At 71.0% G+C, this 13,879-nt stretch carries 15 protein-coding genes; 5 read left to right on the forward strand and 10 right to left on the reverse strand.

Going from position 1 to position 13,879, the window contains the following annotated elements:
- Positions 1-69 precede the first annotated feature (69 nt).
- Entirely contained in the window at positions 70-906 is an 837-nt protein-coding gene (locus TBR22_RS07475) for an AraC family transcriptional regulator (RefSeq protein WP_239492341.1), read from the forward strand.
- A gap of 156 nt (positions 907-1,062) precedes the next feature.
- Here TBR22_RS07475 and TBR22_RS07480 read toward each other — a convergent pair whose 3' ends face one another.
- Both TBR22_RS07480 and TBR22_RS07485 read right to left on the reverse strand, forming a co-directional pair.
- A complete protein-coding gene (locus TBR22_RS07480) occupies positions 1,063-1,635 on the reverse strand; it encodes a hypothetical protein (RefSeq protein ID WP_239492342.1) in 573 nt (190 codons plus the stop codon).
- A complete protein-coding gene (locus tag TBR22_RS07485) occupies positions 1,628-1,888 on the reverse strand; it encodes a hypothetical protein (protein ID WP_239492343.1) in 261 nt (86 codons plus the stop codon). Before TBR22_RS07485 ends, TBR22_RS07480 begins: the two co-directional genes overlap by 8 nt.
- A 281-nt stretch (positions 1,889-2,169) precedes the next feature.
- On the opposite strand from TBR22_RS07485, the gene TBR22_RS07490 reads away from it, so the two are divergent.
- A complete protein-coding gene (locus tag TBR22_RS07490) occupies positions 2,170-2,694 on the forward strand; it encodes a RidA family protein (protein WP_239492344.1) in 525 nt (174 codons plus the stop codon).
- A gap of 93 nt (positions 2,695-2,787) precedes the next feature.
- On the opposite strand, the gene TBR22_RS07495 is transcribed toward TBR22_RS07490, so the two are convergent.
- Positions 2,788-4,134: a Gfo/Idh/MocA family protein gene (locus TBR22_RS07495; protein WP_239492345.1), complete on the reverse strand. Its 1,347-nt coding sequence runs from the start codon at positions 4,132-4,134 to the stop codon at positions 2,788-2,790.
- A gap of 206 nt (positions 4,135-4,340) precedes the next feature.
- Between TBR22_RS07495 and TBR22_RS07500 the strand changes: the two genes are divergently transcribed.
- The 3 genes from TBR22_RS07500 (at position 4,341) to coaA (ending at position 7,658) form a co-directional block, all read left to right on the forward strand.
- Complete coding sequence (locus TBR22_RS07500; protein WP_239492346.1) at positions 4,341-5,171, forward strand: GNAT family N-acetyltransferase; 831 nt, start codon at positions 4,341-4,343, stop codon at positions 5,169-5,171.
- Positions 5,172-5,267: 96 nt separating this feature from the next.
- A complete protein-coding gene (locus tag TBR22_RS07505; RefSeq protein ID WP_239492347.1) occupies positions 5,268-6,674 on the forward strand; it encodes a sensor domain-containing diguanylate cyclase in 1,407 nt (468 codons plus the stop codon).
- A 36-nt stretch (positions 6,675-6,710) separates the two neighbouring features.
- Positions 6,711-7,658 (forward strand): type I pantothenate kinase, encoded by a 948-nt coding sequence (coaA, locus tag TBR22_RS07510; protein WP_239492348.1) that lies wholly within the window; start codon positions 6,711-6,713, stop codon positions 7,656-7,658.
- Positions 7,659-7,777: 119 nt separating this feature from the next.
- Here coaA and TBR22_RS07515 read toward each other — a convergent pair whose 3' ends face one another.
- The 7 genes from TBR22_RS07515 to TBR22_RS07545 form a co-directional block, all read right to left on the reverse strand.
- A complete protein-coding gene (locus tag TBR22_RS07515) occupies positions 7,778-7,957 on the reverse strand; it encodes a hypothetical protein (protein WP_239492349.1) in 180 nt (59 codons plus the stop codon).
- Positions 7,957-8,574, reverse strand: a complete 618-nt coding sequence (locus tag TBR22_RS07520; protein ID WP_239492350.1) for a non-canonical purine NTP pyrophosphatase — start codon at positions 8,572-8,574, stop codon at positions 7,957-7,959. Before TBR22_RS07520 ends, TBR22_RS07515 begins: the two co-directional genes overlap by 1 nt.
- Before the next feature lies 1 nt (position 8,575).
- Positions 8,576-9,325: a ribonuclease PH gene (rph, locus tag TBR22_RS07525; protein WP_239492351.1), complete on the reverse strand. Its 750-nt coding sequence runs from the start codon at positions 9,323-9,325 to the stop codon at positions 8,576-8,578.
- 38 nt (positions 9,326-9,363) lie between these two features.
- Positions 9,364-10,017, reverse strand: coding sequence for a GerMN domain-containing protein (locus TBR22_RS07530; RefSeq protein WP_239492352.1), 654 nt, complete (start codon positions 10,015-10,017; stop codon positions 9,364-9,366).
- The gene (locus tag TBR22_RS07535) at positions 10,017-11,600 is read right to left on the reverse strand and encodes an N-acetylmuramoyl-L-alanine amidase (protein ID WP_239492353.1); all 1,584 of its coding nucleotides are present in this window, start codon (positions 11,598-11,600) and stop codon (positions 10,017-10,019) included. The genes TBR22_RS07530 and TBR22_RS07535 overlap by 1 nt, the downstream gene beginning before the upstream one ends.
- 107 nt (positions 11,601-11,707) lie before the next feature.
- On the reverse strand, positions 11,708-13,054 hold the full coding sequence (locus TBR22_RS07540) for an Nramp family divalent metal transporter (RefSeq protein ID WP_239492354.1): 1,347 nt from the start codon (positions 13,052-13,054) through the stop codon (positions 11,708-11,710).
- 1 nt (position 13,055) lies between these two features.
- Positions 13,056-13,865, reverse strand: a complete 810-nt coding sequence (locus TBR22_RS07545) for a fumarylacetoacetate hydrolase family protein (protein WP_239492355.1) — start codon at positions 13,863-13,865, stop codon at positions 13,056-13,058.
- Positions 13,866-13,879: the final 14 nt, after the last annotated feature.

A 13,879-nucleotide genomic window follows, 5' to 3' on the forward strand; every position in this document is an offset into this window, starting at 1 on the left:
CTAGCTGCAACGGGTCCGGGCCGGGGAGGCGGTTGTGCGTGCCGCAAAATTTGATTGAATGGTGCTGCTATGCCCGCGCATGCCCGGCGACACCTGTACCTGCCCGCCCGCGATCGGTCGTTCTGGAAGGCCGACCAGGAGGCCTCGTCGCTGCAGTACCTGGCCTGGGGCGCCCGCGACTTCCACCGGCAGCCCATCCCGGCCAGCACGCACGAGGGATGGGTCTGCGTGCTCATCGAGGAAGGCGCGCCGACGATGGTGGTGCGGCGATCGGACGTGCGCATGCCGACGGGCACGCTGGCGCTGATCGGGCCCGACTGTCCCTTCGGGTGGCGCGGCGCGGGGCAGTCGCGGTTCCGCATGTGGATGTGGCGCGAGCTGGCCGGTGCGCAGGAGGACCTGGCCCTGCGCGCTGGCTACGTGGCGCGCCCGCTCGCCCGCCACGAACGGCCGGCGTTCCTGCACCTCCACGACCTCTGCCGCAAGGAGGTGCTGCGCGCCGCCGGGCCCGACCTGCGATACCTCGAGGGGTGTCGCATCCTCTTCGAGACCACGGTGCGGCGCGAACTGCTCGACCGCCGCGGCGAGCGCGACGGCGGCTCCGATGCCATTGCGCTGGCGCGCCGCTGGATCGAGGCGCACCTGGACAGCCGCGAGCCGATCGCCCGCCTGTGCGACTACCTGAATCTGTCGCAGTCGACGTTGTACCGGGTGTTCTCGTCGGCCGAGGGCACCAGTCCGCTGGCGTTCTTCCACGCCAGGCGGATGGCGCGCGCCCGGACGCTGCTGGCCGGGCGCACGCTCTCGGTGAAGGAGGTCGCCCACGTGCTCGGCTACGAGCACGCGAACGACCTCAGTCGCGCCTACAAGCGGCACTTCGGCGAGAGCCCGAGCCGCGCGCGTTGAGGGGGCAAGCCTCGGCGCGCTGCTCGCGCATTTACGGCTCAGGGCTCGGGGCTAGGGCTCAGGGCTCACGGCAGAAGGCCCAAGGCCCACAGCCCAAGGCCCAAGGCCCAAGGCCCACGGCCCAAGGCCCAAAGCTCAAGGCCCACGGCCCACGGCTCAAGGGCAGGCCGTGGTGAGTTGCGCCAGGCGGCGTGAGGCCCGCAACGCCGCGGCGCGGGCGCCGGCCTGTGGCAGGTCGTCGGCCGCATCCTCGAAGCACTCGTCGAGCTGATCCCACGACACGGCGCCAATCGCGAGGTAGGTCGCCGCGAGCCCGACCGGGCGGATCCGGTGCAGCACGGCCCGCGTGGTGGTGTCGTCGGGCGCCGTCACGAACAGGACGGCGCCGAACGCGCGCGGCGCCGCGCGCTGGAATGCGCGCATGGCCGCACGAGCGCCGTCCACCCGCCTGTCGAGCGGGCCCGACCATACCCAGGGCACCAGCCCCCAGGCCATCGCCTCGGTGACGAGCAGCCAGACGCCAGGGTGATCGGCCAGCCGCCGCGCCTGCACGTGCAGCGACTCGCGCGGCATGACCGGCATCAGCTCGAGGGAGAAGGCGCGCGCCGCCAGGCGACGCTGCCAGTACCCGATCGGCAGCACGCGGAGTGCCTGGGCGGCGATGCGCGTGGCGTGCAGGGCGTGCAGGCTGGCGCCGTCGCGCGGAAGGATGGGGGCGTGCTCAGGCACGGCGCGCCTCCTCGGCCTGCTGGCGCAGGAAGGTGAGTCCAGCAGCGCGCGGGCCGAGCGCCTGGATGGCGCGCGCCCAGAGCGGGCCGGCCTCGGCGCGCGGGCAGTCATCGGGATCGGCACAGCAGGGCGCACCGGGCGCGGCGCCGACGCGTCGCGCGTGCGCCACCATCCGGTCGTGCCAGCGGCAGAGTTCGTCGATCAACGACACCGGCACGTCGCCGGTGAGCAGGTACCTGTAGGGATGCGTCACGAGACACCTCCGTCCCGGGCGGCGCAGGCGCGCCCGCCGGGGACAGCCACGAGTGATGAAGCGGTGTGGGGAGGTTCGGGTCGCCGGTGCGGGGCTCGCGTGGAGCCAGGAGCTACCGGCGACCGGCGATCGGGTAGACGCGGACCCTCATGTCGAAGGATCGACGCGGATCAGCGGAGGAGGTCACCCGGGTGCGAAGCATCAGAGAACGCCTGTCGTCAGGATACCTCAGGACTCAGGGCTCAGGTGGGTGCCGACTGCCGTTCCGCTAGCATGTCCCCATGTCCAGAGCTCGGGTGTCAGGGCGCCCTTCGCGGCGCGCGGCGATGACGGCTGGCGTGGCGGCGCTCGCGGGCGCGGCCACGCCCGCACAAGCCTCTCAGGCTGGCGGCGGTCAGGTGCCGGGATGGGGGCCACGCAAGGTGGCCGTCACGCGCAAGGATCGCAAGGCGCCGCACCCTCTCCTGTCGCATGCGATCCGATCAGGGCCGCTGGTCTTCCTCGCCGGCATCGGGGGGTGGTACCCCGAGGACCGCGCCGAGCCCGGCAACGCCAAGGTGCAGGTCGAGAGCGCGTTGCGCGCGATGAAGATGTTGCTGGAGCAGGCGGGCTCGTCGATGGCCCACGTGCTGAAGGTGCACATGACCGTCGCCGACCCGAACCGCAACCTCGCCCTGATCAACGAGGGCTACGCGGGACACTTCCCCGACCCGCCGCCGGCGCGCTCGTACAGCGGCTGCGGCGTCGATCAGATGGGCCGCGACGGCGTCCTCGTGCAGATCGACTGCATCGCGCTGGTGGAGTGATGACGAGAATGCCGCGATGCCGGCAATGCCGGAAATGCCGAGCATCCTCGACATCCGGCATCGCAGCATTCCGGCATTTGCCGAAGGGCGTCGCTAGACCCCCTTCGGCGCCCAGCCCTTCTCGTACTCGCGTCCCCACAACTTCATCGCGTCGGCGTCGCCCTGGATGCGACCCGTCGTCGGGTCGCACGTGAGCGCGCGGCCGGTCTTCCACGCGATGTTGCCCAGGTGCGCCATCATCGTGCTCACGTGCCCGCCGTCGATGGGCGTGAACAACTGCGCCTTGCCGCGGATGCCGTCGAGGAAGTTGGCGGTGTGCAGCGCGTCGAGGCGCACGGCCGGTCCGACCTGGCTGGTGGTCGCGCCGGGGTCGGTCTTGATCGTCTCGACCACGCCGCCCTTCAGGTCGTACACGGTGTAGCCGTCGCCGTCGATCATGATCGAGCCCTGCTCGCCGTGGAACGTCACGCCCACGCCGGTGCCCTGGGGCTTGAACGCGTTCGAGCTCATCGACTCCCAGCTGATCAACTTGCGATCCGGGTACTCGAGCGTCACGACCTGCGTGTCGGGGAACTCCCAGTCGTCGGTGAAGTGATAGCGCCCGCCGGCCGACGTCACCCGAGACGGGTGCTCCACCTGCAGGCCCCACCGCGCCAGGTCGAACATGTGCGTGCCGTTGTTGGCCGCCTCGCCCGTGCCCCAGTGCCAGCGCCAGTGCCACTCGTAGTGGACCAGGTTGTCGAGGAACGGCCGGCGCGGTGCCGGCCCCTGCCACAACTCGAAGTCGAGCCACGGCGGCACTGTCGCGGGCTTGCCCAGGCCGATGGACGTGCGTGCGTTGGCGTACCACGTGCGCGCGTGGTACACGCGGCCGATGCGTCCGCCGTGCACCAGGCCGATCGCCTTCTGCACGTTCGGCCACGAGCGCCGCTGGTTGCCCATCTGCACCACCTTGCCGGTGCGCTTCTGGGTCTCGACGAGCACTTCGCCCTCGCGCGGATTGTGGCTGCACGGCTTCTCGACGTACACGTGCTTGCCGGCATTGAGCGCGAGGATTGCCGCCGGCGCGTGCCAGTGGTCGGGCGCCGCGATGGCGATCGCGTCGACGTCGGGCGACTCCACCAGCTTGCGGATGTCGGGGATGGCCTGCGGCGTGCCGCCCCCGGCCGTCGAGATCATCTCGATGGCGCGCGCGGCGGCGCGGGTGTCGACGTCGCAGATGGCGGTGATGGCGGCGCCAGGCGTCGCGAGGAACGCCCGCGCGAGCTGCGACCCGCGGCTGTTGACGCCCATGATGGCGACGCGCACGCGGTCGGCCGCGGCACCGGGCTGCAGGCGAATGGCCGGCGCCGCGGCGGCGACGGCAGGGACGACGAGGCCGGCGCCAAGGCCGGCCGACGCGGACTTCAGGAACGAACGGCGATCGAGGGAATGGGGCATGGCGGCCCCTACAATACGCCGTCCCGGAGGTTTGTGCGTCCCTTGGCGCCGACCGTGCCCGGTCGCCGTCCTGTCAGCGCTTCATGCGGCACTCTCCGTGATCCCGGCCGCACTGGTGGCCACGCCGCGTCCTTCATTCCAGGCGTGAGCGCGGGGCCCGAAGGCGGTATCGTAGGGAAGCTCGACAGCAGATACGCACGCCACAGGTGCCTCGCGCACCCCTCGTGGAGGTCTTTCGCATGCCGCACGCCCCCTCGTCACTGGTCGAGGAATCCAACCGCCTGTTCCAGCACACGTGGACGTACTTCGCCAAGCACCTGCCGGGCGGCGGCACCACGCGCTTGCCGGGACTGCTGATCGCCAACGGCCGATCGGCGCTGCCGTTCATGAACCTGGCGCTGATCACGGCGCCCCTGGTGGACGAGGCCGACCTCGCGGCGCGCATCGCCGACGCCGCCGCGCCCTTTCGTCGGCACGACCTGCACTGGCTGTTCGTCGTCTCCGACCACTTCGTGCCCGAGCACCTGCGCCCCCGGCTGGCCGACGTGTGCGCCGCGGCGGGCCTGCAGCCGATGATGCGGATGCACGGCATGGCCACCGACGCGCTCGCGCCGCCCGCCTACCCGGCCCCGACCCTGACGTACAGGGTGGTCGAGACCCAGGACCTCCGCGAGAGCGTCGGCGACGTGAATGCCGTCGCGTACGGGATGCCCGCCGACATCTGTCGGGCCGTCACCGGCGTGCCCGAGATCTGGAAGGACATGCTCGGCGTCGTCGGCATGCTCGGCTCCACGCCGGTCGCCTCGGCGTGCGTCGCCGCCGTCGACGACACGGCCTACGTGGCCCTGGTGGCCACCGATCCGGCGCACCAGCGCAAGGGGTACGCGGAAGCCGTGATGCGGCGCGCGCTCGCGGAGGCCAGGAAGGAATGGGGCATCACCCGCACCGTGCTGCATGCCACGCCGGCGGGACAGCCCGTCTATCGCCGTATGGGATACGTCGACGCCGTCTCCTTCGAGGCGTTCACGGGCTCCTGACAGGGGTAGTGGATTCCCCTGGCTCCGCGTTCCGTAGGGGCGTACACTGACCTCGCCTGCTCGGCTTCCCTCCCCCCTGCGGCTGGCGATGCCCTCATGGACTCTCCTCAGGCGTCCCTCGTGCAGGCCCTCGAGTTGCTCGAGGCGTTGACGATCGACCGGACGCAGGCCGAACTGGCCCAGGCGGGCGTGGAGATCGCCCAGGCCGTGACCGGCTCCCGCATCGCCTACCTGCACTTCCTGAACGAGGACCAGGCGACGATCGAGCTCGGCGTCTGGTCGCGCGACACCCTGGCCGGGTGTGGTGCGGTGTACGACCGGCACTACCCGGTCACGGTCGCGGGGATCTGGGCCGACACCTTCCGCCTGCGGCGTCCCTGCGTGCACAACGACTACGCGTCGACCCCCGGCAAGCGCGGGCTGCCGAGCGGCCACTCCCTGCTGGTGCGCCACCTGGGCGTGCCGGTCGTCGAGGACGACCTCGTCCGCCTGCTCGTGGGCGTCGGCAACAAGCCGACCGACTACGACGACGATGACGTCAGGCGTTTGCAGCTGGTGGCCCGCCGCGTGTGGTCGGTGATGCGGCAGCGCCGGCAGTTCGGCCGCTACGTCGATCGCGACAACCGTTTCAGGCAGTTGCAGCGCCTCGACGGCGTCTGCGGGCTCGAGTACGACCGCGACGAGGATCGCCTCACGTGCGACGGCATGTTCTCGGCGCTGTTCGGCTCGATCGTGCCGGCGCCGACGACCCTCGACGGACTGCTGGAACTGGTGACGCCGACCGACCGGGCGGCGATTTCCAACGCGCTGCGTGGAATCGGCAGGTCGCAATGGACCACGCGCCTGACGTGCGTGCGGCCGAGCGGCACGCCGTTCCCGGCAGAACTGACGATGGAGTTCCGGGCGCGGGAACTCGGGCGCGGCGTGCTGGGGATCGGCACGCTGCAGGACCTGTCCAACGAGCTGGTGGTGGACGACCTGCGCCGCCGCGCACACACCGACGTGCTCACGGGCCTCTCCAACCGTCGTCGGCTCGACGCGGTGGTCCGGGAGGAGAGCGGTCGTCGCGACCGGGACGACATGACGGCCGTCCACTACCTCGATCTCGACGGCTTCAAGCCGGTCAACGACTCGCTCGGCCACCATGTCGGCAATCTCGTGCTGCGCGAGGTCGGCCGTCGCCTGCGGGAGCGCGCCCGCGAGGACGACGAGGTGGTGCGGCTCGGGGGCGACGAGTTCGTGGTCGTGCAGCGCGGCGTGGCCGATGCCGCCGACGCCGAAGTGCTCGCCAACGCGCTGGTGGCCGTCGTGGCCGAGCCGATGACGGTGCTGGGGCAGTCGATCCGCGTCGGCGCCAGCCTCGGGGTGGCGCTGGCGGCCCGTGGCGCCTCGCTCGAGGCGGCGATGCAGGCGGCCGACCGGGCCCTCTACGCTGCCAAGGCCGAGGGAGGGTGGCGCTGGAAGCGCGCGCCGTACGGCGACGAGGCGCGGGCGTTGCTTTGACATTGCCCATGTCGGGCCGCATCCTGATGGGGCCTGATGACGACCGCTGCCACCGCGCTCTCGCGGTTCCTCACCTTCGATCGGGACGCGTGGTCGCACCTGCGTGACAGCACCCCGCTGACGCTCTCGGAAGCCGACATCGCCGCGCTGCGCGGCCTGAACGACGCGCTCTCGGTCGACGAGGTCGTGCAGATCTACCTGCCGCTGTCGCGCCTGCTGAACCTGTACGTGAGCGCCTCGCAGGGCCTCTACCGCACCACGCAGACCTTCCTCGGCAACGACGGCGAGCAGGTGCCGTTCATCATCGGCCTGGCGGGCAGCGTGGCGGTGGGCAAGAGCACGACCGCGCGCATCCTGCAGGCCCTGCTCTCACGCTGGCCGACGCACCCCTCGGTGGACCTGGTGACCACCGACGGCTTCCTCTTCCCGAACGCGGTGCTCGAGAGCCGCGGGCTGATGAAGCGGAAGGGGTTCCCGGAGAGCTACGACCGGGCGCGCCTGGTGCGCTTCCTGGCCGACGTGAAGGCGGGCGTTCCCGAGGTGCATGCGCCCGTGTACTCGCACCAGCGGTACGACATCGTGCCGGGGCACGTGCAGGCGGTGCGGCAGCCCGACATCGTGATCGTCGAAGGGCTCAACGTCCTGCAGGCGCCGCCGCACCAGCGCGACACCGACCAGCTGTTCGCCTCGGACTTCTTCGACTTCTCGATCTACGTCGACGCAGCCGAGGACGACATCGAGCAGTGGTACGTCGAGCGCTTCCTGCGACTGGTCGACACGGTGTTCCAGGATCCGGGCTCGTACTTCCACCGGTACGCGTCGCTGGACGAGGCCCAGGCGCGCGAGACCGCCGCGCGGATCTGGGCCGAGATCAACGCCCCGAACCTGCGCGAGAACATCCAGCCGACGCGGATGCGCGCCCACCTGATCCTGACCAAGGGGCCGCAGCACGTGGTGGAGCAGGTCCAGCTGCGGCGCGTGTGATTGGAAAGTCGAAATCTGAAATCGATCGGCGGCCGGCCAGTCGGCCTTGCCGCTCGAGAGGCCCGGGAGGCGCGGGGCCGAAGGCCCGCGCTCGAGAATTTCAAGTTTCAGATTTCGAATTACGAGCGTCTTCTCGGGTCCTCCACCGGCGGCGGGGGCTCGGCCCTGATGGCCATCACCACCGCCACGACCGCCAGGCCGATGAGCGGGTACTGCACCTTCGTCAGGCCGAACATGCCCGCATAGATCGATCCGAAGGCGCAGGCCATCGCCGCGCCGAACCACAGGCGGCGTTGCATCAGCGTTCCCCCGCCAGCGTGTCCAGGTGCGCGCCGATCCAGTCGTGCATCAGCCGCGCCGCGCGCCCCCGGTGGCTCACCGAGGCCTTCTCCTCCATGGTGAGCTCGGCGAACGTCCGCCCGAGCGGCGCGTAGAACAGCATCGGGTCGTAGCCGAAGCCGTTGGAACCACGCGGCTCGGGCGCGATCGTGCCGGCGACCTCGCCCTCCGCCACGTGCACGATCTCGCCGGTGGCGGTGGCCAGGGCCAGCACCGACACGAAGCGCGCCTTCGAGTCACGGCTGCCGCGCGCGTCGAGTTGCGCGTAGACCCACGCGTTGCGGGCCTCGTCGCTGCCGCCGGGCACCCGCGCGGAGCGCACGCCCGGCGCGCCGCCGAGTGCCTCCACCTCGAAGCCCGAGTCCTCGGCCAGGCAGGGCAGTCCTGCGGCGATCGCGTAGGCCGTCGCCTTGAGACGCGCGTTGTCGGCGCAGGTCTCGCCGGTCTCGTCCGGCGGCGGGATCGTCACCGGCAGGTCCTGCAGCGACACCAGCGTGACGGGGAGGTCGGCGAACAGGGCCGCCAGTTCCCGCATCTTGCCGGCGTTGCTGGTGGCGACGAGCAGGCGCACCGACATGCTAGACCTTCGCCGGGAGCTTCACGCGCAGCAGCGCGCCGACGATCGCCGCCTGCTTGGCGATGAGTTCGTCGATGCCCTTGCTGCCGAGGTCGAGAAGCTGGTCGAGCACCGCGCGCGGGAACGGCTCCTTCTCGGCCGTCCCCTGCACCTCGATGAAGCGGCCGTCGCCCGTCCGGATCACGTTCATGTCGACGTCGGCGTTGGAGTCCTCATCGTAGGCCAGGTCGAGCATCGGCACCCCGGCGACCACGCCGACGCTGGTCGCCGCGAGGTAGTCCTTCACCGGGATCTCCTTGATCTGCTTGGCCTCGAGCATGTGCTGCATGGCGAGCACCATGGCGACGAAGCCGCCGGTGATGGCGGCCGTGCGAGTGCCGCCGTCGGCCTGGATCACGTCGCAGTCGATCCAGAGCGTCCGCTCACCGAGCCGGGTCATGTCGACCACCGACCGCAGGGAGCGACCGATCAGGCGCTGGATCTCCTGCGTGCGCCCGCCGACCTTCCCCGCCGTCGACTCGCGCTGGACGCGCGTCGTCGTGGCGCGCGGCAGCATGCCGTACTCGGCCGTCACCCACCCCTTGCCCGAGTTGCGCAGGAACGGCGGCACGCGGTCCTCGACGCTGGCGGTGCAGATCACGCGCGTGCGGCCGGTCTCGACCAGGCAGGAGCCTTCGGCGTGCAGCGAGATGTGCGGGGTGATGACACAGGGGCGGAGGGCATCGTTGGAGCGACCGTCGGAGCGAGGCATGCAAACGACAGTGTACCAACTGGCCCGCGGCTCAGGGCTCAGGGCCGAGGACTCGGTGGTGCCCCTTCCGGCATCGCGGCATTCGGCGTCGCCGCATTCGAGTCGTCGGTAATGGCCGGCGACTCGCCGACCCAGCGCATGTTGCGCGCCAGGGGATGGCGCAGGTCCACGTGGCCAGCCAGGGTGTCGACCTCCTGGCCTTCGACCAGGATCTGCACGCCCTTGATCGCCGGCAGGTTGACGGTCACCGCGTTGACGATGGCGTAGACCGCGAAGAGCTCGTCGAGGCTGCCGCCGCGGTGGTTCACCACCGCTTCCTTGGACAGGTCGACGAAGGCGGTGCCGTCCTCGGCCACGAAGATCTGCCGCACTCGCGTGCCCTCGGCGATCGCTTGGGCCAGCGGTGCCGGCGCGGGTTGCAGTTGTGCTTCCACCAGCGCGCGGGCCTGGTCGGCGGGCGTGGCGCCGTAGGGCACGTCGGCGTCGACGGCCGTGAGCCGCAGACCGTCCTCGGCGACGTAGTAGAGGCTGGCGCGGATGCGGCTGGTGGCTTCAGCGGTCGCACCGGCATCGGCCCGCGGCACTTCGACCGTCGCGGGCGCGAGCAGGCGCGGCACGACGACCAGGCCGGCGATGCCGATGAGCACGGCGGTCATCGCGCCGAGCAGGCCCACCACGATCGTCCGACGCATCAGCGCGGGTCCTGCTGCGACGACTGCACGGGCGCCAGCGGGGCGCCGACGCGCTCGCTGGTGGCCTTGAAGCGCACCACGGCGGCCAGCATCGCGTTGACCAGTTGCGCCTGGTACTCCGGGGTGTTCAGCCGCTTCTCCTCGGTGGGATTGGTGATGAACCCCGTCTCGACGAGCACGGCGGGCATGTTGGCGCCCACCAGCACCCGGAAGGGCGCCTGCTGGATGGCCCGCGGCGACATCGGCACCCGCTGGCGCATCTCGCCCTCGACGATGCGGGCCAGTCGCGCCGACTCGTTGAGGTGCTGGGCCTGCGCCATCTCCCACAGGATCAGGTCGACGCTGCGCTCGCCGCCGCCGAACGTCGGCAACAGCGCCCCGGGCTCGGCCGCGCTGGCGCGCGCGTTGCCGTACTCGCCGAGCGTCACGTAGAACACCTCCGCGCCGGTCACCGACGACCGCACCGAGGCATTGGCGTGGATCGAGATGAACAGGTCGGCCTTGTTGTTGTTGGCAAACGCCGCGCGGGAATCGAGCGGGACGGTCTCGTCGCCCGAGCGCGTGAGCAGCACGCGGATGCCGAGGCGTGCCTCGATGGCCGCCTTGAGCTGGCGCGCCATCGAGAGCACCACGTGCTTCTCGAGGGTGCCGCTCGGACCGCGTGCGCCGTTCTCCGACCCGCCGTGGCCGGGGTCGATGACGATGGTGCGCAGCCCGGTGGCCTCGGGCAGCAACGGCGGACCCGCGTCGGCCTGGCTCTCGGCCGGGGCCGCAGGCGCGGTCTGCTCCGGCGAGGTCACGGCCGGCCCCTGCGTCGCGGCAAGCAGGTCGATGGTGAGCCTGAGCGTCGCCCCTTCACGCTGCTCGGCCGCACGGTAGCTGCCGAACGGCGTCCCCAGGGCGAGTTCCACCGTCGACGGCGGCAACACGCGGGCGCTGGTCAGCAGCGGCCCGGGCGCCAGGCCCGACAGGTCGGCGTCGAGGGCGTCGGCCGCGAAGCGGACGACGAGGCGACCGTTCTCGTTGACGATCGTCTGCTGGACGGCCGGCGTCACCGTGAAGGTGAGCCGGGTGCCGTTGGGGACCGCCTCGCTGCGTGCCGTGACCGCGGGCACGCTCAACGATCCCAGGATGACCAGCGACGAACGACGGCGCACGTCGATCCGGGGCGAGGCGCCCGGGGCGAGCGCGCGCTCGATCACCTCGACCGGCAGCAGCCAGGTGGCGCCCTGTCGGGTCGGGGGAGCCGGCAGGCTCACCACCCGCCCGTCGACCGAGGCCAGCCCTTGCGTGAGGGACACGACGATGGTGCGCGTGCCCATGGAGATGACCAGGCCCCCGGCCCGGTCCTCCTTGACCACCAGGCCGAACAGTCCGCTGAGGTCGGCAGCGCTGACGTACTCGCGGCCGTTCACGACCGTGACGGGCAGCGGCTGGCTGCCGCCGGTCGTCAGGACGGTCCACACCCGCCGGGCTGGCGCGGGCGGCTGGGCCTGCGTCGTGGTGCGCGCGCCGGCCGCCGGGACCAGGAGTGTCGCGCCGGCAAGCAGCAGTCCGGGGAGCCAGCGGCGCGGGCGAGTCACGGACACCATCATAGAAGGTCTATCGGCAGGGGGAGAAACGGCGGCAGCCCGAAGGGCGCGTGACGCCGGGACTGGCGGCAGGGGGCGAGCGTCGCTCGCCCGCCGTCCTAGACCGCGCCGACCGTGCGAAGGAACTGGTACACCCCGACCAGCGCGATCAGGGCCGCCGACACCCACAGGGCGACGGTCCAGGCATATGACGGCGCCAGGTCTGCGGGGAGGCGGCGATGGCGGAAGTAGACGGCCGCGCCGGCCAGCAGGGGCAGCATCACGGCCTGGCCCATCGCGCCGATGAGCACGAGGGTGACCGGTTGGGGCCACACCACGAACGCGGTGGCGGAGGCCAGGGGCAACAGCACGCAGGCGACCTGGACCGCCTTGCGCCGGGCCTCGGCGGTCGGGACCGAGGCGGCCGGCACGCCGAGCAGGCCGCCGACGTCCACCAGAAGCCGCGCGTTGGAGGCCGTGGCCACGAAGAAGGTCGAGTAGAGCACGGTCAGCGCGCCGACGAGGAACAGCACGTAGCTCCACTCGCCGAGCGATCGCAGGTACATGTCGGCGAGGCGCCCGATGAGGTCGTTGTCGCTGACGTCGCGGGCCGTCTTGTGCAGGATCGCCGCGCCGAGCACGTAGAAGGCGATCGTGGCGAACGTGTAGATGATCATCGACACGAACGCATCGAGGCGCATCACGCCGAGCCACCCCAGCGCGCGCGCCGTCCAGGCCGGCCGCTGCGCCGACCACGCGCCTCCCTCGGGCGGCGGCCCGACGCTCCGGCCGTACCCCTTCTCGAGGCACCAGTACGGGTAGTAGATCAGCTCCGACGCGCCTACCCCCGTCACGCCGAACGCCGCGAAGGCCACCGTGAAGCTGCCGGGCACGTGTGGCGTGAAGCCCTCGCGCCACTGCGCGGCCGTGACATGGAACTCGGTCCACTGCAGCGCCACCACGGCCACCATCGCCGACAGCGTGAAGATGGCCACCATCGCCGTGGCGTAGCGTTCCACTGGCCCGTACCGTCCCGAGACCAGCAGCAGGATCCCCGACAGCGTCGTCAGCACCAGCCAGACCCAGGGGGGCCAGCTGAGGCCGAGCATGCCGCAGATCATCGTGATGCCACCGATGATGCCGCCAATCTGCAGCACCGTGCCGCAGTACATCAGCAGCCACGCCCAGAGCACCCACGAGACGCGCCAGCGTGGCCCCGGCAGCGTGTCGAGCGAGGCCAGCGTCGTCTCCTGGTGCGCAATCGCGTGCCGCGCCAGTTCGACCTGCACGAAGACCTTCAGCACGCAGCCGAGCACGACGAACCACAACAGCGTGAAGCCCATCGTCGCCCCGAGCTTGGGGATGACGATCAGTTCGCCGGAGCCGACGATGGCAGCGCTGATGATCAGGCCCGGGCCGAGTTGCCCGAGCCTGCCGGTGAAGGTGCCGGGTGGCGCGACCGCCACCCTACGCCGTTTCCTCGAGGACGACCGGGTTGGTCAGCGTGCCGATCTTCTCGATCTCGATGCTCACCTCGTCGCCGGGCGCGAGCCAGCGGGGCGGCGTGCGGGCCATGCCGACGCCCTCGGGCGTCCCGGTCAGGATCACCGTGCCCGGAAGCAGGGTGGTGCTGCCGCTCAGGAAGCTGATGATCTCGCGCACGCTGAAGATCATGTCGGCGGTGTTGGAGTCCTGCACGATCTCGCCGTTCAGACGCGTGGTGATCCGCAGGTTGTTGGGATCGGGGATCTCGTCGGCCGTGACCAGCACCGGGCCGAGCGGGGCGAACGTGTCGAACGTCTTGCCCCGGCTCCACTGGCTGCCGCCGCGCTTGATCTGCCAGTCGCGGGCGCTGACGTCGTTGGCGCACGTGTAGCCGAGCACGTAGTCCAGGGCGCGCTCGGGCGAGACGTTCTTGCACCGCTTGCCGATGACCACCGCGAGCTCGCACTCGTAGTCGACCTGCTCGCTGGCCAGGTGGCGCGGGATGGCAATCGGTCCCCCGGGGCGCTGCACCGCGTTGGGGCCCTTGGCAAACACCACGGGCTGCTCGGGGATCTTCGCGCCGGTCTCCTCGGCATGCCGCTTGTAGTTCAGCCCGATGCACCAGATCATCGTCGGGACGACCGGGGCGAGCACCTGCCGGACGGGCACGTGGGCCAGCGTCGCCTTGAAGCCGTCGTACGGGTTGCCGGACAGCAGGTGATAGCTTCCCAACTCGCCGTCGGTCACGTGGACCATCAGGTCGTTCTCGGTAATGCACCGCATGATGCGCATGGCGCATCATCATA

Origin of the sequence: Luteitalea sp. TBR-22 (genome assembly GCF_016865485.1) — a bacterium.
Lineage (GTDB): Bacteria > Acidobacteriota > Vicinamibacteria > Vicinamibacterales > Vicinamibacteraceae > Luteitalea.